Here is a 23960-nt window from a genome sequence, read left to right as displayed (position 1 = left end):
AATTTCTACCGATTATTTCGTTTACAAACACCAGACAATTCCATACCAACTTAAGATACTTTTATTGCATCGCTGCGTTTAGAGTACTGCCAATCCGAGCGTTAGACACTTTTAAGGTAAAACACATGAAAAAACTAGCTATTATTATCGCAGCGATCGCGTCAAATGCAGCCTATGCGGGCGACACATATATCCGCAACGGCAATATCTACTCACATGAAGGACAAGCGGTCGCTGAAGTGGGTATCAGCACGACAAGTGATCTTTACAAAAGCCAAGATGACACTACCTATCTGAACCTAAACCTTGGCTATCGCGGTGAAGACTTCAACGCTGATCTAACAAATGGCCTTAACTACCGTTTTTTCGGCAATAATGATGACAGTGTGAATATCAACGCTTTTATCGGTCATGCATCAAAGGGTTACGAGAGCAAAGACGCTGATAGCCTGGCTGGCATGAAAGATCGTAATGCAGGGATCAATGGCGGTTTTAATATGGATATCAATACCGGTATGGGTGGTGTTCTTTCTACATTTGTAGGGCACGATATCACGGGCGAATACGACGGTCTCAACGCTGGCATGAAGTACATGCATATCACACACTTTGGTAAAATCGACTTTGTTCCATTCGCGGGTGTGAACTGGCTAAGTGATGATTATGTTGATCATTATTTTGGTGTAAAAGACAGTGAAGCGACCATGCAACGTTCGGCTTATAAAGGCGATAACAGCTTTACTTACAACTTAGGATACAAGCTTGTGATGCCAATGGGCGAAAACTGGGATATCAGCCAAAGTACGCAATACACCCGTTTGGGCAGTGACATTGCTGATTCGCCAATTGTAGATAGCGCTAATCAGTGGGATGCACAAGTGACCATGAGTTATCATTTTTAAGATCCCGAGCTAAGATCAGAACTATCTCAATAAGGCCTCCGCTTCATCCGGAGGCCTTGTCACGTCATGGAGTTCGCTTAATGAACACGACGACACACGTTTAGCTATCTCGCTGATTCAGACGTCTCGCTGGTCCCCCATTGCAGGCAGTAATTCAGGTGGTGGCATGGTCACGGTTTGCAGTCCTGCCGTTTGCAAGGCGACTTTTATGATATCAAGATGCGCTTGTGTTGCCTCTAGCCAGTTGCTGGCATCGCCCTTCACGCCTGCTCGATGAAAACCATTTAAACGCACGGAAAACACATTTCCCTGCGTCAATTGCATTTGCTGCAAATTATATAAATAGGCGCAGAGTGACGACAGGTTAGCTTGCCAGTCGGTATACCCGGGGACCAGTAACAGCCGCACTTCCTGCAATTTTCCCTGCTGCGCCAGCCAAATTAGGCTATCACGCACACGGCGGGGTGAATGTCCGGTCAAGGCTCTATGCGCGTCATTACCCCATGCTTTCATATCCACCATGGCACCGTCCATGTAGGATGACAACGCCTGCCAACGCTGACATGACACACTGCCGTTAGTATCGATCAAGCATGTAAGGTGGGCTAATTCAGGGTGCTGTTTGACCGCGCGAAAAAGCGCGCGGACAAAGCGCCATTGCAGACTGGCCTCACCACCACTGACGGTAATTCCACGAATAAAGTGCCGTTGTTGATAAATCGCCGTCACTGCCTCGGCCAAAGACATATCGAATGAGCTTGCGCTGTCACGTTCAATGGTTTCAGGGTTGTGGCACACTGGACAACGAAATTGGCAACCTTGCAGAAAAAACACCATCCGATTACCGGGACCATCGACACAGGAATAGGGCAACACACTCGCCACCCGAGCCACTGACCCCGATGTTTTCTCCTGCTTAGGATGGCTCATGAGTGTCCGTCCAACGCGCGCCGGCGAGAAACTCCGCACTCACAACTCGCGGCTGCCGTGCTGTCACTGTCGTCATATCAGAAGCTTCTGCGCCCAATACCGTGGTGTTGGTCCGAGAGCCCGATTGTTTAAACTGGGCAATCTCGGACTTTTTCACCATATAGCCGGTGATACGCACAAGATCATTCCCATCTGTATTCGCGGTGAATTCACGCAGCCCGGATTGCAGCGCCCCTAAACATAAATCGGTTAATGCATCGGGATTGCTTTTTATGGTTTCATCCAATGTTAGGATCTCGCTCACACCCGCTTCAAAGTAAGGATGTAACGGCGCAAGCGCCTGTAAATGGGTGACAGGATCCGGTTCACAACCGTAACGAATCCTCACCCCCGGAGTGGTCCCTTGGTCAATGGATAACCCACCTTGCGCATGCAGCAACGCTCGTCCACGCCAGCCATACTTCACTGGCGTCTCTGCTACAAACGTACTCAGTGCTTTGGTGATATCGTGTGCCATCTCATTCGCCGCTGCATCGTGACCATATTCGCCACATAGACCTTGGCGTGCCATCAGGGTATTGACCGCTTCAGCCATCGCGTACACGCCAAACATGGGTACAAATTTTTTCTCATCAATTAAGCCTTCCTGCACCAGAAAGCTATTAAAAAAGTGTGATTCTTGATGCAGGAAGTGACTGCGTGCATCGATCAGCTCCACCATCAATGCACCGTAATGTGGCAAGGTGTGCGAGAGCAATGTCGAGAGATCATTGGCTTCTTCTGCGACTTTCTTTAAGTTAAGGCGTACCAAGGTGTTCGCACCGCCTCCAATCGGTAGCGCGTTGTAGCAGCTCACAATCCCCATATTGGGCCAGTGAGCCTCTGCATCACCAAATGTGGCTTGGTGTACCGGCCAGTTAGCAATATGTGGCTTGCTACAGGCAATGATGTTATCTGTCGCCTGCCGAACTAGGGTGCGCGCGGTACGAGACGGATCTACCATCAAGGTCAGGTTGGGGGCAACTTGCTGCAGTTCTGCATCGATGCGCAAAATCATGCGACAAACACGATTATCATCTGGGCCAATATTGGCATGCATAAATGCGTCTGGCAGTGTTCTGTCGAGTTGGATCCAGAATCGCTTGAGCGCTTGATACAAATGTTCATCACTCACATCCTCGCAATATGGCAGCAGGAGTTGATCGAGGTAACCCAAAAACACCGGGATATTGGTCACCGAAGGCACATGATGGTACAGCACCATGAGCTTCATAAGCGCATCCTCTAGATCGGTTGCCGGCGTTAACGCCAAATACTCCGACCCGCGTTTTAAAAAGCGGACATAATCGGGCAACACATAACGCGGTTTAAAGGGAGCGTGACCCTCAAACATATCGCCGATCACACCCTGCTCCATCGCTGCCGTAAGTTCTCGGCTGCAAGGTACGTAGAGTAAAGCAGCATCAGCTTGCGCAGCGAGCGCTAACGTTTTCTGCGATGGGGTTAAGTGTGGATGGGTCACAATGGCGTGCATAGCGTCTGTCATGCGGAAACTCCTGGCGAACTGAATTCTGAAAGTAACCACATGAGGATAAAGGGTTGTTTTCTCAGAATATGTTAGCTTGCCCACACGGTGGGAAACCGCTACCTCTTACGTGATGCTTCCACGTGTGTCGTGTGACCTTGTGCTTGTTCTGGTCGCGTAAATTCAATCACCACAAGCAGCAACCATTCTGGGTGGGAGATCAGATCGTTTACGGTGCATTTCGCTGTACTCGGGTGCTTAGTTTTAATCGTCGCCGTAGTATTGCACGCCGAGCTTAATTCGCTCGCGTCCTTGCGCTAGGCGGTGTTTATTCGTATCCCGCAGCGAATAAATACACCCGCAGTATTCCTGCTGGTAAAAACGCTCGCGCTTGCTGATTTCTATCATTCGCTGACTACCACCTTGCTTGCGCCAGTTGTAATCCCAGTAGCTTACGTCTGGATATGGGGCGGCTGCGCGATGGCCACAATCATTAATTTGCTGCATGTTCTTCCAGCGCGAGATACCCAGTGAACTACTGATAAACCGGAAACCATGTTCGGCGGCATATAACGCTGTACGCTCGAACCGCATATCAAAGCACATGGTACATCGGATGCCGCGCTCGGGTTCAAACTCCATCCCCTTTGCTCTGGCGTACCAGTTATCGGTGTCGTAATCCATATCGATAAACGGCACGTCATGATCTTCTGCAAAGCGAATATTCTCCTGCTTGCGAATTTCGTATTCTTTAACAGGATGTATGTTGGGATTATAAAAAAAGATACTGTAGCGGATCCCGCTTGCTTGTATAGCTTCCATCACCTCTCCCGAACAAGGAGCACAACAAGAGTGAAGGAGTAACTGGTCGTTGTCGCGATCAAAGTCAGGCGGCAAAGGCAACGGCGTACGTGTAAATTCAGGCATGGCAATTCCGTGTTCACAATGCAAAAAATAAAACGCCAATATTCATATATTTGCGTATGTAACGGATTCTAGCACGCCATCGCCCAAATTTGCAGACGTTGTGATTTTCGAGCGGTGTTTTGCGCTTATTTATGATGAACTTTACATCACTTACTCGGGCGAGTGTGAACAGACTTCGGAAAGAGAGGGTTAAAATAGATACAAAAAAGCCGCTGATTTTTCAGCGGCTTTTTTAGATTTGGCGGAGGGACAGGGATTTGAACCCTGGAAGGGCTATTAACCCTTGCCGGTTTTCAAGACCGGTGCTTTCAACCGCTCAGCCATCCCTCCGAACAGTTTTGTATACTAATGATGCCCTAGTGCAATGTAAAGTACTGCAACACTATTTTTTGTTTAAGTGATGGATATTCATCCATTACTGACATGACGCGGCTTCACATTCGGTGAACAAGTTGGTACAACGTGCATATACTCTCCATTGAGAGCTCGCATGTTACTAACTCAGGAACCGACATGACCTTAGACAGCTTTCTCGCCAAGGTAACGCAAACACCCGATATGGTAATGTTTGATGAGACGATGGCGGTGATAGATGCACATTACGACTACGCGCCCACGCGATTTACTAACGGTAACCTCGCCAATAAAGCTGGACAAAATACAGGCTCTTGCAAAGTGCTCGCGTTTTGCCAGCTGCATGAGTTAACGGAAGCGCAAACGCTCGCGTGTTTCGGAGGGTACTACCGCGAGGACGTGTTGAGCCATCCCTCTGGGACTGATCATAAAAATATTCGTAATTTTATGGTAACCGGATGGAAAGGTGTGTCGTTTGACAAAATGCCCTTGAAAGCAAAAACGCGAACGCATTCTTAAAGGACGTCCGATCAAAAACGGCGACCCGCGGTCGCCGTTTGCCTATGACGCCAGACTTGATCGAACGCTAGCTAGTATGCTGACGCGGCAGAAATATCTCCCCCATCATACAACGTACGCTACCGCCGCCAATTGTCTCTATTGTTGTGACATCGATAGGAACCAGTTTCCCAAACTGGCGTAATGTACGCTTTTGCGCTTCTGTAAAAGCACTGTAAGCAGACAACGACATCACAATCACCGATTCGCCATGTCGATTTCGCAATTGCAAGATATTGCCACAAAGCTGATTCATTTGTGATTCACTGATCGAGACGAGCGTTTTGTCTTCGCTCAGTGTATTGCAGACCAAATCCCGCTGCCCGGCCTCTATTACCTCATCACAAACCACGGCAAACGCTTCGCCCACAGCCATCATCACATTGGTATGATAAACCGGATTGCCATCGCTCATCTCGGTGTTGAAGCTCACGACTTGTCGCATGCCCACCTTTGCTGCCCATTCGGTCAATAAAATACTGTCACAACGGTGTGAAAGCGCCGCATAAACACGCTGGTTAAGGTGATCGACAACCATTGCGCCTGTGCTTTCGAGAAACGCCTCTTCTTTATCATGACATTTGACCTTATGCACATGATTAACGTCATAGCCGGCACGATCCAATGCTGCCATTAAACGCTCTGGCTTTACCTCCAACTGACGGTTTGGGCATGCCATAGGGTAAAGATAAAGCTCACCACTGGGCAAGGTGCTAAACCAGTTATTCGGGAAGACGGCATCCGGTGTCGCCGGATCCGAGTCAGGGTATTCCATCACCACCACATCAATACCGTGGCGACGCAAAATCATCACCATGTTATTAAACTCTGCCATGGCGCGCGTTTTTACTTCCTCGTCGGGCAATGAGGGAGCGTGTTGAAAACCATTATCCTCACTGGTTTGTGCATTAAACTTAAAATGAAGCGGGGGCACCATCAACACGGCCGACGCTGCGTGGGGATGGGATAGCGGATATTGGGTATCATAGCTCGCTAAAAACGCCATAAGCAAACCTTCTAAAACAACATGACTGAAAGAGTATAGATGGGCTATGGGGTACGCGATCAGTTTTAAACGCGCAACAGCCTCACCCGGTGGAATGAATAACCGCGGGAAAATATCATTGAAACAAGTTTTTTACAAATCGGTTTTTACACCCCGGTTTATACAAATCATTTTTTTTACAAATCCAGGTGAATCCGCACATTGCAGGGCGGAAGTTTAGTTAACTACACTATTAAAATAAACAGGGAGAACAAAGCATGAAACCAGCGCAGCCAACTCGCCACGAAGATAAGCGTCTTCACGCCTTGTACGATCTAGGGATATTAGATACGGGCCGTGAAGATCGATTTGAGCGAATTGTGCGTGTCGCAGCCTACGTATCTGATTGCCCGGTGGTTGCGATTAGCCTGGTTGATGAAGATCGCCAATGGTTTAAAGCCAAACGTGGGTTAGCCGTTAATCAGACTGGGCGCAGTGAGTCCATTTGTGGGCATGCTATTCATCAACTCGAACCATTTATCATTGAGGACACGCTTAATGATCGTCGATTTGATGATAACCCATTGGTAACCGGTCCTCCTAACATCCGTTTTTATGCTGGATTCCCTTTTAGTCTTGATAGCGAGCACTTGCTTGGTACCCTCTGTGTCATCGATCACAAGCCTCGTCAGCTCACTGACGCCTGTGAGCGCGCGCTGTCAGATCTCGCGCGAATCGTGGAACATGAGCTGGTCATGACTCAACAAAATGTGATCGACCCTTTGACAAGCGTATTTAATCGCCGTGGCTTTTACCGAGAAGTAACCAGCTATTTGACCGATGAGATGGTGATCGAAGATCAACATACTTTGTTGCACTTTGACGTCCGTCAGCTACAAGGCATAAATCGGCACTATGGCAAGCATGCGGGTGATGGCGTCCTGAGAGCATTTGCCGCCTGTTTAAGGGATGTCTTTGATGATACAGGCTGGATAGGACGTTTAGAAGGCTGTGAATTCGCCGTATTATTGATTCAACAAGACGTTGACGCCGTCGAAGCCCAATTAGATCGATTTTACCTAAGGCTCTGCCGGCGTTTATCGTCAGAACGTTATCCGTTTGTCTATTCGGTCGGCCTCGCCCACTTCACCCAGATCGATGAAACAGTGACATTAGAAACCATGTTATTAGACGCAACGAACGACACTCGGACATACCCTGTGCCTTCGGAAACACGTGATATTGGATAACGCTAACAAAATAGGTGAGATAAACGATGAGGAGATTGGAGCGACATACGAGGTTCGAACTCGTGACCTCGACCTTGGCAAGGTCGCGCTCTACCAGCTGAGCTAATGTCGCTTATTCAATCAAGCGCTTAAAAACGCTTAGAAAATTGGTTGCGGGAGGCGGATTCGAACCACCGACCTTCGGGTTATGAGCCCGACGAGCTACCAGACTGCTCCATCCCGCGTCCGTAACATCAATCATGCTTGATGTGGGCAAAACTTGGAGCGACATACGAGGTTCGAACTCGTGACCTCGACCTTGGCAAGGTCGCGCTCTACCAGCTGAGCTAATGTCGCCTATGCAATTAAGCGTTGCATCACGCTTTGTAAAAATTGGTTGCGGGAGCCGGATTTGAACCGACGACCTTCGGGTTATGAGCCCGACGAGCTACCAGACTGCTCCATCCCGCGTCCGTAACATCAATTATGCTTGATGTGGGCAAAACTTGGAGCGACATACGAGGTTCGAACTCGTGACCTCGACCTTGGCAAGGTCGCGCTCTACCAGCTGAGCTAATGTCGCCTATGCAATTAAGCGTTGCATCACGCTTTGTAAAAATTGGTNGGGCAAAACTTGGAGCGACATACGAGGTTCGAACTCGTGACCTCGACCTTGGCAAGGTCGCGCTCTACCAGCTGAGCTAATGTCGCCTATGCAATTAAGCGTTGCATCACGCTTTGTAAAAATTGGTTGCGGGAGCTGGATTTGAACCAACGACCTTCGGGTTATGAGCCCGACGAGCTACCAAACTGCTCCATCCCGCGTCCGATTTTACTGTGCACCTAGAGGAACTTGGAGGCGCGTCCCGGAGTCGAACCGAGGTACACGGATTTGCAATCCGCTGCATAGCCACTCTGCCAACGCGCCTTTGTTTTGTTTCCGTCTCTGCGGTACGGGGAGGCATTCTACGGATAAACGTGATCGAGTCAACACTTATTATTTAATAAAAGTTTCAGATGGCTGTTTTACAAACAAAAGCGTCAAACTTCGACCAATCCGCTGTTATTTTCAGCATTTATTACTGCCATTCCCCTATTCGTTGCTAAAAATCTCACGCGTCTTTCCTAAAAATTTCACGCGATCGCATAGACGAGGCGTAATGCGATAGTGACTTGTTCACCGCAGGCGATCAGCTTGCTTTACTTAGCCTCTTCACTGTTTAACCAACGAAACGTCAGGTTGATTCGCTCACCCAGCGGCTTTTGCGTTTTGGGCACACTATGTTGCCAGTGGGTTTGCGTCTCGCCTGCCATCACTAACAGTGAGCCATGATCGAGTAAAAACTCACGCTTTAGCTGTCGCTTGGGGTGACGGAATAAAAACCGACGACTCGCGCCCAGACTCACCGAGGCAATGGTCGGCTGCCTCCCCAATTCCAATTCATCGTCTCTATGCCAGCCCATGTAATCGCTACCATCTCGATAGAGATTGAGCAAGACGGTATTGAAACGGGCGTGGGTGGCGGCTTCAACACGCGCTTTCAAATCCAGTAACTCTGATGTCCAAGGACGGGGAGATAATGTGAGTCCACTGTAGGTATAAGCATGATCACCATACCAAGCTAACAAGCGCGGCTGCATCACGGTCCGCCCAAACATCGAAATAGGAAGTTGCTGCCAAGCCGTTTGTGCGCGAAGCGATGTAAAAAACGCATCCGCTTGATTGCTCGCTAGCCAGTTTGGGGACCAATAGACGTCAGCTTGGGGCATAGCTCCACCTTGCTGCGGATCAAACGTCGTGTCGGTAAAAAAACATTGTTGCTGTGGGGGGCGTGCCATACACAATTGTCACCTCGGTTCTCATATGGCATTCAGTATGGCTGTGGTTAACGAATTGGATCAACACGTCGGCCGCTCATGCCATTTAACCGATACCAACCCGCAATACTAAACCGTTGCCTTTTGGCCGGGAGCACTTCATGGGGAAACGCTTCGGATAAAAAAGTGACCAGCCGTCCCGCTTTGGGCCACAGCGTTTGGCGATGCGACCCATCAGGGTTGTAAATCACGATTTCACCACCGTCTTGCTCAGACCAATCGTGGTTTAGATAGAGTACCGTCGTGACTTTACGATTTGATCGTCCCTCAAACGCATCATAATGTTTGGCATAAAAATCACCGGGATTGTACTTAGCAAAATGCGCCTCGTACTCAAACAATCCCAAGAATAAATGCCGATTGAAGGCGTACTGCAAATTCGCCATTTTATCCAAAAGCGTATCGATAGCGGGCGCCGTATCACGTTCTAACCAATAGATTTTGTCGCGACGAATTTGGGTGTTGGTATGCTGTTTACGCTCTCGGCCGATTGCCGCTTGATTCCACTGAGCGGGTAAGCATGCCTGCAAATCGCTAACCGCTTGCGCCGATAAAAAATCGTCACAAACACTAAGGCCATGAGTCGCAATATCATCGATGATGGTCAGTTCGTTCAAATACTTATCTCCGCCGCCAATTAGAACGGTTACCTTACTGCCTTTTGACTGGGGGGCAACCTATTTTCTTTATCGTGACGATAAGGACTATTTATAGAACCGTCGGTGTCATCACCCATATCACTCACCTTGTCTTCGGCGCGAGTTTAGGGGGCGAGCACGGCATTATGCTACTGTTTAGCGGAACCTTTAAAAAGGCCGAGATTGATCAAGAAAAGGCTTTTATACAGAGTCTGGGTGCAATATTATGCGCTCGACGTGTACTCGGCCAATTAGCCATTGAAGGACCATGATAATGAAGAAAATCACTCACGGAATCACCGCAACAGCACTTGCACTCACGACTGTATTCGCAAGCGGCGTCCATGCCGAAGATAAGGTGCTCAATCTTTATAATTGGGCAGAGTATATGCCCATGGATGTCATTGAAGCGTTTGAAGAAAAATACCAGGTTGATGTGAACTACTCGACATTCGAGAGTAACGAATCCATGTATGCCAAGCTTAAGCTGCTAAACAGTGAAGGCTATGATCTGGCGTTTGCCTCAACCTATTTTATTGAGCGCATGATCAACGAGGATATGCTCGCTAAAATTGATAAAAGCCAGATTGGTCATTTTGACCAGTTACGCCCAGGCTTGCTCGGCCAATCATTTGATCCAAAGAATGACTACTCGCTTCCTTATGTTTTTGGTGTCACGGGTATTAGCTACCACAGCGATTACATCGACGGTAGCAAAGTGACAAAATGGGCAGATTTATGGCGCGACGATTTTCGTGGCCAAGTCATGCTGCTGAATGATGTGCGCGACGTGTTTGGGATGGCGTTAAAAGCCCAGGGCCATAGCATTAACAGCACCGATGAAGCGGAAATTAAGCAAGCCTATCAGTCCCTGCGCGATCTGCGTGATAACGTGGTGGTTTATAACTCCGATGCGCCACACGTTCCGTTTATTACAGGCGAAGTCAATATTGGTCAGCAATGGAATGGCAATGCTCATATGGCTCAACAAGAGATCGATGGGATTGAGTTTGTCTACCCGCAAGAGGGCGCGATATTATGGATGGATAACTTTATTATCCCGAAAAACGCTGAGCACAAAACCTTGGCGCACCAGTTTATCGACTTTATGTATCAGCCTGAAAACCAAGCAAAATTAGTCGAAGAGTTTGGCTACCCTGCCCCCAACACTGGCGCCGCGGAGTATTTAGATGCCGATCTACGAGAAAACAAAACGATTTTCCCGTCTGATGAAGCCGTCAATAACGGTGAATTTACTGATGATGTTGGTGAAGCGGTGACGATCTACCAAAAATACTGGCAAATGCTGAAAAGCTAAACAGTGACGCTTTTCGAGCTTACGCCAACCGTAGGCCCTCGCTGATAGAGGGCCTTTGATGATAAGGATGTTGCCTGATGATTGATTTTCGTTCTGACACAGTGACTCAGCCTGACGAGGCGATGCGAACGGCGATGGCGAATGCCCCCGTCGGCGACGACGTGTATCGCGATGATCCTAGCGTCAATACACTAGAAGAGTGGGCCGCTTCACGCCATGGCTTTGACGCTGCCCTCTTTACTGCCTCAGGAACCCAAGCCAACCTAATGGCCTTAATGGCCCATTGTGAGCGTGGTGATGAATATTTATGTGGTCAACAGGCCCATAATTATAAGTATGAAGCCGGAGGCGCCGCCGTATTAGGCTCGATTCAGCCCCAACCGATAGACAATGCCCCAGACGGCAGCCTTCCCTTTGATAAGCTCGCGGCTGCAATCAAGCCAAACGATTTCCATTTTGCGCGAACGAAACTCTTAAGCTTAGAAAATACCATCGGCGGTAAAGTTTTACCTTTATCCTACCTGGCCGAGGCGCGCATTTTTTGTGATCACCACAAGCTGCAGTTACATCTCGATGGCGCGCGCGTTTACAATGCGGCAGTCGCGTTAGGCGTCGATATCACCGCCATCAGTTGTCACTTTGATTCAATGACCATTTGTTTATCCAAAGGACTTGGCGCCCCCGTTGGCTCTCTTCTTCTTGGTTCTCAAGCCTTTATCAATAAAGCAAGACGCATACGGAAAATGCTCGGTGGGGGGATGCGCCAAGCGGGGATCTTAGCGGTTGCCGGTCAGAAAGCACTCAATGAAAATGTTGACCGCCTGGCTCAAGATCATGCCAATGCGCAGTACTTAGCGAGTAAATTGCATCAACTTGACGGCTTTTCAACTGACGCTTATCAGGTCCAAACCAATATCGTCTACGTCGATATCGCCGATACGATCGAGCGTACACGGCTTCAAATGCGGCTGATTGAGAAGGATATTCGCGTCACGTTAAGTGGTCATCCCGCTCGTTTGGTGACCCATAAAGACATCAGCCGTGAGGATATCAATACCCTTATTCGTGCAATAGCCGACTCTCTTTAGTCGCTATCATCGAAGCGCAGACTTTCTTCCTTCGCGATAAAATCGATAAAAAGCGGGCGCATAAGTCCGTTTTTTGTTTATAAAATAACCAGCCAATGTAAAACTGTGACCCTATCATCGCTTTCTCCACCAAAGTCACTAAAACAATCACTTACAGTCGCTACACTAAAATCAGTAACGATTAAACGCCAATACGGGGACAGCCATGGCTCTCACTCAGCTCACCAGCGATCGCTTGTATCGTGAATCTAGCTTGAAACACAGCGACATTACGTCAACCAAGCATCTTGCGCCACTTGACGAAATTGTCGGTCAAGATCGCGCTCGCCACGCCGTTGAATTCGCGATGTCAATTAAAGAAAAAGGTTACAACATTTACGCCATCGGTCAGAACGGACTCGGTAAACGCACCATGATGATGCGCTACCTTAACCAGCACTGGCAGACTGATTCACCCGTTTATGATTGGTGCTATGTTGCGAATTTCCAAGAAGCACGTTCACCACAAGTCCTAAAACTCCCCGCGGGAAAAGGTAGTGAATTAAAAAAGCATATTGAACAGCTCATGGGTAAGCTCGCCAATGCCCTGCCAATGGCGTTTGATAATGAAATGTACTACCAACGTGCGGAAACCTTAAAAAATCAACTCACTGAGCGGCAACAAACGATTCTGCAAGGCTTAAGTGAAACCGCAGAAAAAAACAGTGTTAGTCTTTCTATCACGCCACAAGGGGATTATCAGTTCGTTGCCCTTAACGGTGAGGAGCCACATACTGAAGACACCTTTGATGCTTTATCACAAGATGAACAGATGGCCTTCGGTAAAGTGATTGATAAGCTTGAGACTGAATTACGCGGCGTTGTTCGCCAATTGGGTGAATGGGAGTCAGAATACGCAGACAAACAAAAAGCGCTTGATGAAGACATTGGCCAAGAAGTGATTGCCACCCATATCGCGCCACTGAAAAAGACGTTCGCAGAGCTGCCCGAGATCATCACTTTTCTCGAGGCAATGCAGGCCGACATGCTGGAACACCTTGATATTTTTTTAGAAGACAGCGAAGAGCAAGCGGCACTCGCCTACGCGGCGTTAGATAAAAAGCTCCCTCGCCGTTATCAAGTCAATGTATTAGTTAGCCAACACGACGCGCAAGCCCCCATCGTGGTCGAAGACAGCCCCAGCTATCACAATTTATTTGGCTATGTTGAAAACGCCACCTTTAAAGGCACGGTCTTCACTGACTTTTCTCTCATTCGCGCCGGCAGTTTCCATCGCGCCAATGGCGGTGTGTTGATGATGGATGCCATCAAAGTGCTCGAAAAACCTTACGTATGGGAAGGCATTAAACGTGCCTTGAGCAGTCGTCAGCTCAGCGTCAGTGCGCTAGAGCGAGAGGTAACCCTCAGCGGAACCGTGTCACTCGATCCAGCCCCCATTCCACTTGATCTCAAAATTGTTTTATTTGGCGATTATCAAACGTATCAGCTTTTACAACGCTACGATGCAGAATTCAGTGAGCTGTTCCGAGTCACAGCAGATTTTGAAGATGACATGCCGCGAACAGAGAGTACTGAGCACCAATACGCCAAATTTATTTCCAGCATTATCCATGATGGCAACCTGTTACACTGTAGCCGCAGTGCTATCGCTCGTATTATCGAGCACAGTGCACGACAAGCGGAGGATCAAAACCGTTTGTCGCTTCATTCAGCTGACATCGCTAACTTATTGCGCGAGTCCAATTACTGGGCCACGCAAGCAAAAGCGAATACCGTTGGCGCGCTGCATGTTGAAAAAGCCCTTGCCAGTCGAAACATGCGGGTAAGCCGCTTACGAGACAGCATGATGCAGAATGTAGAAAACGGGGTAACTTTGATCAACACCCAGGGAACGGCTCTCGGCCAGATTAACGGCCTGTCAGTGCTCAGCACCTCTGACTACAGCTTTGGTTTACCCAATCGCATTACCGCGACCACCGCGTTTGGCGAAGGTGAAGTACTCGATATAGAGCGTAGCGTAAAACTAGGCGGGCGTATTCACTCAAAAGGGGTAATGATTTTATCCGCGTATCTTGCCACGCTTTTGGGTAAAACCGATAAGATCCCGCTTAAAACGCATCTGACCTTTGAACAATCGTATGGCGGCGTCGACGGTGATAGCGCCTCCATGGCGGAATTTTGTGCGATTTTCTCGGCAATGACTGAGGTGCCACTGCGCCAAGATATCGCCATCACAGGATCCATGAACCAATTTGGCGAAGCACAACCGATTGGCGGTGTGAATGAAAAAATCGAAGGCTTCTTTGACGTCTGCACACTCAAAGGGCCAAACCACCAGCAAGGGGTAATTATTCCTGCCGCCAATATTCAGAATCTGATGTTGCGTAAAGATGTGGTACTGGCGGTTGAAAAAGGCGAATTTCATATTTATGCCGTTTCGCACGTCAGTGAAGCACTCTCGCTTTTATCAGGAGAGAAAGCGGGCTTCGGCCCCGAGGGTAAAGCCCCCAACGGACTATTGACCATCGCGATGGATAAACTGAACAATCAACGCGATGCACATCGTACTTCCGCAAGTTAAAGATAGCGGCCAACACTGGCCGCTTTTTTCTTCTTAGCTCACATCAGGATCGTCACTTCTCATTGTGGCAGCAATCACGTTATTGACTTTCACCATAGCTTGATCCGACGCAAAAAAAATGGCGACCTTTGCGCGTAATATGCAATGAAAACCATTCTTATTTGGATCTCGCATTATGAAACTGTCAACGCTTGGTCGCGGTCAGTCCGCGCGTATTACCAGTGTCCATCATGTGCCCGCTGTTATCCGTCACCGCCTTGCTGTTATGGGGTTAATCCCGGGCACCGCGGTGGAGCTGGTTCGGCGAGCACCGCTTGGAGACCCATTACAAATCCGGCTCGATAACGAACAACTCGTCGTTCGTCGTGACGTTGCCAAATTGATTGATGTGGAGACACTGTGATGAAAAAAAAACGCATTCTTCTTGCCGGTAACCCAAACTGCGGCAAAACCACATTATTTAATGCGTTAACCGGCTCTCGCCAAAAAGTCGGTAACTGGGCTGGTGTCACGGTTGATAAGAAAGTCGGCCAGCTCACGTTCAATCAAACAGCGAACGACAATACAGAGTGTGAAATTACCGATTTACCCGGTTTATACGCGCTAAATGCAGGCTTTGATGCCAGCCTAGACGAACAAATCGCGACGTATTCAATTGATAGCCACGACTGTGATGCGATCATTAACGTGCTAGACGCCAATAGTCTTGAAAGAGGACTGTACCTTACCTTGCAATTACGCGAGCGCGGTGTCCCGATGATAGTGCTGATCAATAAGATGGATCGGTTAGATCGCAACGGACAACAGCTCGATATCGGGAAGCTACAAGAATGGCTTGGTTGTCCCGTGCTTACCGTTACCGCATGCCAAGCCGACAGTGTGGCGACTTTCCGCCATCAGCTCGCCCACATGATGATGGAACTTCCGCATTGCGACGCCATGCAGTTAAACTATGGTGAGCATATCGAGGCATGGATCCAATCTCATCTTGGCGCCCCGTTTGCAGGCTCGGCAGCGGCACAAGTGAATCAACGCGCCCATTTGCTTGAGTGCCTAGAGCGAGATCGTTTGCCCGATGGCAATGATACGTCCCTACAAGCGTCATTTTCCCAGGCTTGCCAATCGCTGGCCGGACAAGATACCGACATTCTTATCGCCGATACACGCTACAGCTATATTCGCGATCTGGTACATGACACACGACGCGAGCACCGCCATTTAAGCCGCAATAAAACCGAAAAACTCGACAAGGTGATCCTCAATCCTTTTTTGTCGCTGCCTATTTTGCTTGCCGTACTCTATGCCATGTTCGTATTTGCCATCAATATTGGCGGCGCCTTTATCGACTTTTTTGATATCGCCGCTGGCGCTGTTTTAGTGGATGGCACCCATCAACTATTAGATGGCATATTGCCCGAAGCGATAGTGACACTCGTTGCAGATGGTGTGGGTGGTGGTATTCAAACCGTGGCGACCTTTATCCCAGTGATTGCTGGGCTGTATCTTTTTCTCACCGTTCTAGAAAGCACCGGTTACATGGCGCGCGCCGCCTTTTTGCTCGATGGTTTGATGCAAAAAATTGGCTTACCGGGTAAAGCCTTTGTCCCCCTGATCCTCGGCTTTGGCTGTACAGTGCCTGCCGTCATGGCAACGCGCACTCTTGAGCAAATTCATGAGCGCAAAACCGCCGCAGCAATGGCCACCTTTATGTCCTGTGGTGCACGGCTCCCCGTTTACGCCTTGTTTGCCGCAGCGTTCTTCCCGCAAAACGGACAAAACCTGGTATTTGCGCTCTACTTACTCGGGATTGCAGCGGCCGTGCTCACTGGTTTGATTTTGCGCCACACCCTTTATCCGGGCCAGAGTGAAAGTCTGTTAATGACACTGCCGGACTACGAGCTCCCCCGTATGCGCCACGTGTTGAGTCATACCTGGCAAAAGCTGCGCCGTTTCGTATTGGGGGCAGGTAAAACCATCGTCATTGTGGTAACCCTCTTAACTTTCTTTAACTCTCTCGGTACCGATGGCAGCTTTGGCCATGAAGATAGCGAGACATCCGTGTTATCGAAAGCAGCTCAAGTTGTCACCCCTGCTCTCTCACCCATTGGTATCGAAGAAGATAATTGGCCAGCTACTGTCGGCTTAGTGACCGGACTATTCGCCAAAGAAGCAGTGGTTGGTACCTTAAATAACCTCTATGCCCCAACCAATGCAGAACAAGACGAAGGCTCGATCAGTGATGCGCTTGTTGACGCCGTTCAAAGCATTCCCGAAAACTTATTTGGCATTGATTACAGCGATCCATTCGCGATGAGCGTGGGAGAGATAGAAAACACCGAAGCCGCTGCGCAAGAGCAAGCAGTGAGTATGGCAACGTTTGACAATTTACACCGCCAATTCACGACGACGGCCAGTGTTATGGCTTATCTGATTGTGATCCTACTGTATACGCCCTGTGTTGCCGCGATAGGAGCCTATACCCGTGAGTTTGGCCGTCGATTTGCGCTATTTATCGCGGGATGGTCAATGCTCTTAGCTGTCAGTGGTGCCACACTGTGCTTTCAAGTCAGTCAAATCGGCGTGGCGACCACTCAGGCGACAGTTTATATTGTCAGCCTTTCTGCCCTACTGATTACCGTGATCGGCGTAATGCGTTATGTTGGTCGCCATCCTCATTGGTTTAAGGAGATCTATTATGATCCTGCAAAAGCTCAAAGCCAGTGTCACTCAGGCGGGTGTCATTAGTCGAGAAGCGCTTGCAAAAGAGTATGGCCTCAGTCCCGACGGTGTTGAGGCCATGATGGAGACTTGGATCAGGCGGGGCACGATCATCCGCCAATGTACTTGTCACGATCAGCAAGAGGTTCAATACCGTTTAGCGCATCATAACGAAATACAATGCTTGAGTATGGTATAGCGAGACATACAAAAACGGCGACCATTAAGGTCGCCGTTTTACTTTGTAATGGTGCCCCGGGCCGGACTTGAACCGGCACAACGCGAACGTCGAGGGATTTTAAATCCCTTGTGTCTACCAATTCCACCACCAGGGCACGCAATTCTTTTCAGCCGCTTACGCCACTGTTTTTAATTTGGAGCGACATACGAGGTTCGAACTCGTGACCTCGACCTTGGCAAGGTCGCGCTCTACCAGCTGAGCTAATGTCGCTTATTCAATCAAGCGCTTAAAAGCGCTTAGAAAATTGGTTGCGGGAGGCGGATTTGAACCACCGACCTTCGGGTTATGAGCCCGACGAGCTACCAAACTGCTCCATCCCGCGTCCGTTTTGTACTAGCCAGAGTTCTATGGAGGCGCGTCCCGGAGTCGAACCGAGGTCCACGGATTTGCAATCCGCTGCATAGCCACTCTGCCAACGCGCCTTCGCGCTTCACCTCTCGGCTAAGTGGTTTGAATTCTACATAAGTTTTTCTGGCTGTCACGTACAAATTATCGTTTTTAGGTTTAACCGTCGATTATTTATCCAAACATCGCATTAATACCCTTTTATTGATCACAATTCGTCCGAAACATGAAGATAAACACGATGAAAAGTACCGCAATAAAAAAGTCGCCGATCCGCAGATCGGCACGCGCGCCTTAAAAAGGAGATCAAACAGCAGATAACAGGCGCTCACGTTCATCTTCTTCAATCAGTTTCCAATGCCGGCCTTGTTGCGCCCCTGCCAATTTCCAAAGCAAACATAAATCAAGATCGTTACCATGCGTCACTTGCAAACGACGAAAAATCTCTTCCGGCGCCATGCTGTAAAATGTGGAAATATCTTCTACCCCCGACTTTTTCAACATCCGCTCTATCGTCAAACGCAGGTTAGGGAGATCGCGCAAACGACGGTGATGTCCCCCAGCTTTATATGCTCTATCATTCAGCGCATGATCGCGCGACGCCTTAACCAAAACCGCCAGTTCAACATCGTCCTCAATAAAGAGTGCAGTCACGTCATAATAATTCACAACCGCAGACGAGCTTTTCTTCACGTGAACAAACTTTTTACACCCTTTATCAACCAACGCATCAGTTACTATGCCGCCACCACGCAGATAAAATCGCTTATCGGTGAGTAGCGCAAACATCGCATCCTGATGGAAAAACCCAGTACCACCAAACATTGAGCGCTGCTCCATCTCGCCGAAAGTGTTTAAAAAACATGTCACTTGGGTTTTTAATTGCTTTTTCATCAAGGGCTCCTCCTATTAGCAAGTGATTAATAATGGCAATAGCATTTTTGACTGATAAATTAATTATTTTGCATGTTTATTTGCGCAAAGAAGAGTGCATCAAATTGATATGAAATACTATGCATTTGATCACTCATCCCCATAAAGACCACTTTCATATTGTGGAATATGTCGCATTTATGACAGGTATTTTCATCAGCTTAAAAAAGTCTTCAATTAAGAAAGCTTTATCCATTGCACTACAGTGCGCTAAATTAGAAGTAAGCCAGTCATGAGTAGGGAGCCGGTATGTCGATACACCCTTTGCTGATTGAAACCAATCATTTATTACCAGGTGGCGTAAACACGTATAGTGTGTCTGAGGCTTTCTACTTAGACGCACTCCCACAAGCAGGCGAGCCACCGCGATTACTTGTGGCCATGATAGATATGGACGAAATCAGCCCCCAGGCTCCGTCGACTCCGCGTCCTTCCACGATTTCCCCGATTGTGACACTTTGCCAAGTGGCTGATTTTAATCGCCATGATCCCCAGCAGATCGCACTGACATTACAGGGCATTGAAAGTGTCAAGGTGGAGGCTATCGAACGAGGAGAAAGGGATATTGACTTGGCACGGCATACTCCATTGCCGATATGGCGACGTCAAACCGTTCCTGAGCCCTATCACTATCTGAGTGACAAGCTAAAACAATACTACCGTTCCAATCCTGGGTTGCATGACCATTTTCATCTGACCCAATATGACGACATAGGTTGGGTCTGTTTACGCTGGTTAGAGCTGCTTCCCATTGAAGTTAAGCAAAAACAATTGTTACTTTCACAGCCTAACGCCTTATTCGTTGCCGAATTTATTGATAAACTATTGCGTTATCCGCTTACCGACCCTGAATAGGCGCGAGTTTGCTGTTTAAACCATCACCAAAGACGCCATCAGGCGCACTGATTCGATCAAAGGCGGTTCTATTTTGCTTTTGGCCGCATTACCATGCCGTCTGGTGACAAACACTATCGGGACTTATGGATCATCTGTCATTTTTCTGGGTCTCACCGGATCGCGATAAATATTTGCGCTCCCTCGAGACCGAATTTTATAAACGCGCTGTCGAAACCGTTCGCGTTAACCGCCTCTCTCTTCCCCCTTTACCGGACGCCATTCTGTCCATACAGCACGCCAGCAAGCAGCCTGAAACCACGATGCGAGATATTGCTAACTTGTTGATGGAAGATCCTAGCTTGTGCGGCGCGGTACTCAAAGCGGCAAATTCCGCCCTTTTTGCGCCGAGGGCAACTGGACAATGCAAAGATGTTCAAACCGCCGTTTCACGTCTAGGGGTCGACCGTGTTTTAGGTATTATTACCGCAGCGGCCATTCACCAATTGAAAAGCGATGCGACGTTTTCTCGCGACTGCAACGCGCTTTTGAAGCAAAGTGCACAGAAGTCGCGTGAATTTGCCGCGGCAATGGCATTAGTGACCCAAACCATCAGACATTATTGTGATGAGCCGCTATCGGTCGAACCAGAAAAAGCACTGATTGTCGGTTTACTGGCCGACATCGGTTTATACAGTGTGATTGGTGAATTCCAGCGCTTTATTCATGAAGGTCACTACCTTCAATTTGATATTGCCGAGCAAGTCTTTTTTGCGCTCGCCGGCGATTGTAGCCGGTTAGTCCTGAAGCAATGGGCATTCGATCGCGATTTTATTGAAGTGGCTATCAATAACAAGCTTTACACCAGACCGCGTCCTGATATCACCTATCTTGATGTGGCAAGAATGGCGAACCACTTATTGATGTTTCGCAACCACGATGACGCGATTGAAGAGCATGAAGTAGAAATGACTGCGCCAGGCGCCGAGGCGTTATACGAACTCTCCAATCTGGATGATCGCGAGTTTTCACGTCAACTCAACCGTGTTATCGACGCCACGAGCATCTAGTAGGATGCAAACGTTTGATGCAAACGTCTCATACTAAACCCGCTGCATACTCCCTCCGCTAGCAAGTAACTAGAGTGGCTCTGATGTTGAAGGCGCAAGTCACTCTGGTCTGATTTTATTGACCTGCCTATTAACTGATTGATAACCTCGAAGTCCCTTTCTTAACACCGAGCATCATCTAATGTTTTCAGGGATGTTATTTATCTTCGCGCCACTTATCGTTGGCTACTTGATCCCACTCAAGCAGCCCCGCCATGTTCATACCGTGAATACGCTAACGATGCGATTGGTCATGGTTATCCTGGTGTTAATGGGGCTTAGTCTCGCGGGCTTAGACAACCTCGGCCAACATATCTCCACCATTTTGCATTTTGCCGCCACTTTCTTCATTTGTATTGGCGCCGCTAACCTTTTAGCGCTGCCAATTCTCGATAAATGGATGCCGACACAAACGCAAGGCCACCAATATAAGCTGACGTTACGTGGCATGATGTCTGAATCTGGAAAACTGATCGGCGCGGTCGCCACAGGTTTAATCGTTGGTCTACTGTGGCAACAAGATCTCTCTTGGGTCGACGCCGCCAGTGAAGGTATTTTGTTATTGTTGCTATTACTGATTGGCATCCAGCTACGCAATAGCGGCATGACGCTAAAACAAATCATCCTCAATAAGCGTGGTTTGATGATTGCCGCACTGGTGGTGGCAACGTCTTTACCTGGGGGGTTACTGGCAGCTTGGTGGTTGGGTATTCCCTATCACCATGGTTTAGCGATGGCCTCTGGGTTTGGCTGGTATTCTTTAGCCGGCATTTTAATGGGCGATGGCTTAGGCCCTGTCTATGGTGGCGCCTCGTTTATTCTCGAGTTAGGACGCGAGCTTGTAGCGATTATGATGATTCCAATATTGATTCGTCGCTATCCACTTACCGCCATTGGCTACGGCGGCGCAACCGCGATGGACTTTACTCTGCCGATCATTCAAAGCACCGGGGGTATCCGCTGTGTGCCGATTGCCATTGTCAGCGGGTTTATTCTCAGCCTCTTGGTTCCCGTCCTTATGCTCTTTTTTCTTTCTTTAGGCGGTTAATCACCCAGCCAGTTGGATCAAAAAAGGGGTAGCACCCGGCTACCCCTTTTGCAAAATGGATAATGGTAGCGCTTATTGCGCGCGCATCCAGTTGTCCATTTCAGTTCGTAGGTTGTCTGACTTGGTACCAAAGATAGCTTGTACACCACCTGATACTTTTACAACACCCGCTGCGCCAAGCTGCTTCAACTTCGCTTCGTCAACAATGTCAGTATCCGCCACAGAGACGCGCAGACGTGTGATACATGCGTCTAAACCAGTAATGTTGTCTTTACCACCGAAAGCTGCAACCAAGTCACCCGCTAGTTCAGAGCCTGTCGCTGTCGATACATCCGCCACGGCTTCGTCTTCACGACCCGGGGTTTTCAGGTCAAGGGCGCGAATCACCACGCGGAAGACAATGTAATACAGCACACCATAACCAAGACCAAGTAGTACCAGAGTAGTCACGTTTTCAGCACGTGGCATCTGTACGATAAAGTCAATGAAACCGTTCGAGAAGGTATGACCGTGAACCACACCCAGTGCGTTCGTCAGCACATAAGCAGCACCCGCCATGATGGCGTGAATACCGTAAAGTACCGGTGCGATGAACAGGAACGAGAACTCAATGGGTTCAGTGATACCGGTCAGGAACGACGTCAGAGCGGCCGATGCCATAATACCCATGATTTTGGCACGGTTCTCTGGCTTCGCTGAGTGAGCGATAGCAAACGCAGCGGCGGGTAGACCGAACATTTTGAACAAGTAACCACCGGCTAGCTGACCAAAGCCGTTACCTGCTTCACGCGTTACGTCGTTAGCGGTCAAGAAACACGTCATGATACCGTTGACTTGCTCACCGGCGTTGTTAACACAGCTACCTGCTTCATAGAAGAAAGGCACGTTCCAGATGTGGTGCAGACCAAATGGGATCAATGCACGCTCTACCACACCGTAGATACCAAAGGCGGTAACAGGGTTTTGCTCTGCGGCCCAGTGAGAGAAGGTAGCGATCGCACCACCGATTGGCGGCCAGATCACAGACAGGATCACACCCAGAGCAATCGAAATAAAGCCGGTGATAATAGGCACAGAGCGTTTGCCGGCAAAGAAGCCGAGGTAGTCTGGCAGCTGAATCGTGTAGAAGCGATTAAACGTCCACGCTGCAACACCACCAGCGAGAATACCACCAAGCACACCTGTCTTGATCGTATCTACACCCATAACGGGTGCCATCACATCCAGCGTAGCCACCATAATGCCGTAACCGACAATCGCAGATAGGCCCGATACACCGTCGTTATTGGTGAAGCCAAGTGCCACACCTACCGCGAACAGCAAGGCCATTTGACCAAACACCGAGCCACCCGCTTGTTCCATCATGTGAGAAATGATGTCTGGCATCCAGCTAAAGTTGGCCGCACCAACACCTAATAGTATACCTGCAACCGGTAGCACAGATACTGGAAGCATCAGCGCCTTACCGACTTTTTGCAGATTAGCAAAGAGGTTTTTTGACATAGTTCTTGCTCCTAACAAGGACGTTTAACAATTGTGTCTCTGAAGACAGACCTTTCGATTCCCCCCGCAAGAGGTCACACGATATAACAGGTGCCCAGAGAACAAACGATTTGTGATTATTGAACTCACCCAAACTATAAGGGGGGAATCAGTACCTTGCCTATCCGTAACGACTTTACTGATTAAAAAGTAAATATAGATCACAAACCGAACGGGTGACAAAAACAGCAAAATAAAACGTAACACTATGACTAAAAAGGACTTTTTACACTCGCGGCGGATAAAAAGACCGCATAAAAAAACAGCGACTTAAAAA

General features: G+C 48.6%; 20 protein-coding genes and 13 tRNA genes. 12 read left to right on the top strand and 21 right to left on the bottom strand.

From position 1 onward, the window contains the following. Nucleotides 1-125: 125 nt before the first annotated feature. Entirely contained in the window at nucleotides 126-902 is a 777-nt protein-coding gene (locus tag BZG75_RS08090; protein WP_077576666.1) for a MipA/OmpV family protein, read from the top strand. A gap of 117 nt (nucleotides 903-1019) precedes the next feature. Here the strand turns inward: BZG75_RS08090 and BZG75_RS08085 are convergent, their stop codons facing one another. The 4 genes from BZG75_RS08085 to BZG75_RS08070 all read right to left on the bottom strand — a co-directional run bounded on the left by BZG75_RS08085 (nucleotide 1020) and on the right by BZG75_RS08070 (nucleotide 4614). After that, nucleotides 1020-1832: a 4Fe-4S cluster-binding domain-containing protein gene (locus BZG75_RS08085; protein ID WP_199878871.1), complete on the bottom strand. Its 813-nt coding sequence runs from the start codon at nucleotides 1830-1832 to the stop codon at nucleotides 1020-1022. Next, a complete protein-coding gene (locus BZG75_RS08080; RefSeq protein ID WP_077576665.1) occupies nucleotides 1819-3378 on the bottom strand; it encodes a YjjI family glycine radical enzyme in 1560 nt (519 codons plus the stop codon). The genes BZG75_RS08085 and BZG75_RS08080 overlap by 14 nt, the downstream gene beginning before the upstream one ends. A gap of 243 nt (nucleotides 3379-3621) precedes the next feature. Further along, nucleotides 3622-4284 carry an epoxyqueuosine reductase QueH gene (locus BZG75_RS08075; protein WP_021023127.1) on the bottom strand — a complete coding sequence of 221 codons (663 nt, stop codon included), beginning with the start codon at nucleotides 4282-4284 and terminating at the stop codon, nucleotides 3622-3624. A gap of 239 nt (nucleotides 4285-4523) precedes the next feature. Next, a tRNA-Ser gene (locus BZG75_RS08070) sits at nucleotides 4524-4614 on the bottom strand. 183 nt (nucleotides 4615-4797) lie between these two features. On the opposite strand from BZG75_RS08070, the gene BZG75_RS08065 reads away from it, so the two are divergent. Further along, the gene (locus tag BZG75_RS08065; RefSeq protein WP_077461234.1) at nucleotides 4798-5157 is read left to right on the top strand and encodes a HopJ type III effector protein; all 360 of its coding nucleotides are present in this window, start codon (nucleotides 4798-4800) and stop codon (nucleotides 5155-5157) included. 67 nt (nucleotides 5158-5224) lie between these two features. Here BZG75_RS08065 and BZG75_RS08060 read toward each other — a convergent pair whose 3' ends face one another. Beyond that, nucleotides 5225-6202, bottom strand: coding sequence for an arginine deiminase-related protein (locus tag BZG75_RS08060; protein WP_077576664.1), 978 nt, complete (start codon nucleotides 6200-6202; stop codon nucleotides 5225-5227). Nucleotides 6203-6459: 257 nt separating this feature from the next. Between BZG75_RS08060 and BZG75_RS08055 the strand changes: the two genes are divergently transcribed. After that, the gene (locus BZG75_RS08055; protein WP_077461232.1) at nucleotides 6460-7431 is read left to right on the top strand and encodes a sensor domain-containing diguanylate cyclase; all 972 of its coding nucleotides are present in this window, start codon (nucleotides 6460-6462) and stop codon (nucleotides 7429-7431) included. Nucleotides 7432-7467: 36 nt separating this feature from the next. Here BZG75_RS08055 and BZG75_RS08050 read toward each other — a convergent pair. The 10 genes from BZG75_RS08050 to BZG75_RS08005 form a co-directional block, all read right to left on the bottom strand. Beyond that, nucleotides 7468-7543 (bottom strand) — tRNA-Gly (locus BZG75_RS08050). A 35-nt stretch (nucleotides 7544-7578) separates the two neighbouring features. After that, nucleotides 7579-7655 (bottom strand) — tRNA-Met (locus tag BZG75_RS08045). 36 nt (nucleotides 7656-7691) lie between these two features. Next, a tRNA-Gly gene (locus tag BZG75_RS08040) sits at nucleotides 7692-7767 on the bottom strand. Nucleotides 7768-7804: 37 nt separating this feature from the next. Further along, nucleotides 7805-7881 (bottom strand) — tRNA-Met (locus BZG75_RS08035). A 36-nt stretch (nucleotides 7882-7917) separates the two neighbouring features. Beyond that, nucleotides 7918-7993 (bottom strand) — tRNA-Gly (locus BZG75_RS08030). 52 nt (nucleotides 7994-8045) lie between these two features. Then, nucleotides 8046-8121, bottom strand: a tRNA-Gly gene (locus BZG75_RS08025). A gap of 37 nt (nucleotides 8122-8158) precedes the next feature. Beyond that, nucleotides 8159-8235 (bottom strand) — tRNA-Met (locus BZG75_RS08020). A 29-nt stretch (nucleotides 8236-8264) separates the two neighbouring features. Next, nucleotides 8265-8338: transfer RNA gene (locus BZG75_RS08015), tRNA-Cys, on the bottom strand. A gap of 272 nt (nucleotides 8339-8610) precedes the next feature. Further along, nucleotides 8611-9180, bottom strand: a complete 570-nt coding sequence (locus BZG75_RS08010) for an alpha-ketoglutarate-dependent dioxygenase AlkB family protein (protein WP_077576680.1) — start codon at nucleotides 9178-9180, stop codon at nucleotides 8611-8613. Nucleotides 9181-9296: 116 nt separating this feature from the next. Beyond that, a complete protein-coding gene (locus tag BZG75_RS08005) occupies nucleotides 9297-9905 on the bottom strand; it encodes a 2OG-Fe(II) oxygenase (protein WP_021023132.1) in 609 nt (202 codons plus the stop codon). Nucleotides 9906-10200: 295 nt separating this feature from the next. Between BZG75_RS08005 and BZG75_RS07995 the strand changes: the two genes are divergently transcribed. The 6 genes from BZG75_RS07995 to BZG75_RS07970 all read left to right on the top strand — a co-directional run bounded on the left by BZG75_RS07995 (nucleotide 10201) and on the right by BZG75_RS07970 (nucleotide 17830). Further along, nucleotides 10201-11244 carry an ABC transporter substrate-binding protein gene (locus BZG75_RS07995; protein ID WP_021023133.1) on the top strand — a complete coding sequence of 348 codons (1044 nt, stop codon included), beginning with the start codon at nucleotides 10201-10203 and terminating at the stop codon, nucleotides 11242-11244. 80 nt (nucleotides 11245-11324) lie between these two features. After that, nucleotides 11325-12332, top strand: coding sequence for a low-specificity L-threonine aldolase (gene ltaE / locus BZG75_RS07990; protein ID WP_443216190.1), 1008 nt, complete (start codon nucleotides 11325-11327; stop codon nucleotides 12330-12332). 205 nt (nucleotides 12333-12537) lie between these two features. Beyond that, nucleotides 12538-14913 (top strand): Lon protease family protein, encoded by a 2376-nt coding sequence (locus BZG75_RS07985; RefSeq protein WP_077576663.1) that lies wholly within the window; start codon nucleotides 12538-12540, stop codon nucleotides 14911-14913. 175 nt (nucleotides 14914-15088) lie between these two features. Then, nucleotides 15089-15316, top strand: a complete 228-nt coding sequence (locus tag BZG75_RS07980; protein ID WP_021023136.1) for a FeoA family protein — start codon at nucleotides 15089-15091, stop codon at nucleotides 15314-15316. Further along, nucleotides 15316-17658, top strand: coding sequence for a ferrous iron transport protein B (gene feoB / locus BZG75_RS07975; RefSeq protein WP_077576662.1), 2343 nt, complete (start codon nucleotides 15316-15318; stop codon nucleotides 17656-17658). The genes BZG75_RS07980 and feoB overlap by 1 nt, the downstream gene beginning before the upstream one ends. Further along, entirely contained in the window at nucleotides 17609-17830 is a 222-nt protein-coding gene (locus BZG75_RS07970; protein WP_158009972.1) for a FeoC-like transcriptional regulator, read from the top strand. Before feoB ends, BZG75_RS07970 begins: the two co-directional genes overlap by 50 nt. Before the next feature lie 49 nt (nucleotides 17831-17879). Here the strand turns inward: BZG75_RS07970 and BZG75_RS07965 are convergent. From BZG75_RS07965 to BZG75_RS07945, 5 genes are all read right to left on the bottom strand, one after another. Continuing rightward, nucleotides 17880-17966: transfer RNA gene (locus tag BZG75_RS07965), tRNA-Leu, on the bottom strand. Between the two features lie 40 nt (nucleotides 17967-18006). Then, nucleotides 18007-18082, bottom strand: a tRNA-Gly gene (locus BZG75_RS07960). A 35-nt stretch (nucleotides 18083-18117) separates the two neighbouring features. Further along, nucleotides 18118-18194 (bottom strand) — tRNA-Met (locus BZG75_RS07955). 26 nt (nucleotides 18195-18220) lie between these two features. Further along, nucleotides 18221-18294, bottom strand: a tRNA-Cys gene (locus BZG75_RS07950). 229 nt (nucleotides 18295-18523) lie between these two features. Beyond that, entirely contained in the window at nucleotides 18524-19111 is a 588-nt protein-coding gene (locus tag BZG75_RS07945) for a TfoX/Sxy family DNA transformation protein (RefSeq protein ID WP_077461225.1), read from the bottom strand. A gap of 288 nt (nucleotides 19112-19399) precedes the next feature. Here BZG75_RS07945 and BZG75_RS07940 point away from each other — a divergent pair, with 288 nt between their 5' ends. From BZG75_RS07940 to BZG75_RS07930, 3 genes are all read left to right on the top strand, one after another. Next, nucleotides 19400-20005: an LON peptidase substrate-binding domain-containing protein gene (locus tag BZG75_RS07940; RefSeq protein ID WP_077576660.1), complete on the top strand. Its 606-nt coding sequence runs from the start codon at nucleotides 19400-19402 to the stop codon at nucleotides 20003-20005. Nucleotides 20006-20130: 125 nt separating this feature from the next. Beyond that, the gene (locus tag BZG75_RS07935) at nucleotides 20131-21054 is read left to right on the top strand and encodes an HDOD domain-containing protein (protein WP_077576659.1); all 924 of its coding nucleotides are present in this window, start codon (nucleotides 20131-20133) and stop codon (nucleotides 21052-21054) included. A 181-nt stretch (nucleotides 21055-21235) separates the two neighbouring features. Next, complete coding sequence (locus BZG75_RS07930) at nucleotides 21236-22141, top strand: lysine exporter LysO family protein (protein ID WP_021023143.1); 906 nt, start codon at nucleotides 21236-21238, stop codon at nucleotides 22139-22141. A 72-nt stretch (nucleotides 22142-22213) separates the two neighbouring features. Here the strand turns inward: BZG75_RS07930 and ptsG are convergent, their stop codons facing one another. Continuing rightward, nucleotides 22214-23644 carry a PTS glucose transporter subunit IIBC gene (gene ptsG, locus BZG75_RS07925; protein ID WP_077576658.1) on the bottom strand — a complete coding sequence of 477 codons (1431 nt, stop codon included), beginning with the start codon at nucleotides 23642-23644 and terminating at the stop codon, nucleotides 22214-22216. Nucleotides 23645-23960: the final 316 nt, after the last annotated feature.

Origin of the sequence: Salinivibrio sp. AR640, assembly GCF_001995405.1 — a bacterium.
Lineage (GTDB): Bacteria > Pseudomonadota > Gammaproteobacteria > Enterobacterales > Vibrionaceae > Salinivibrio > Salinivibrio costicola.
The sequence above is the reverse complement of the archived record's forward strand: the minus strand, read 5'-3'. Positions and strand labels throughout refer to the sequence as shown.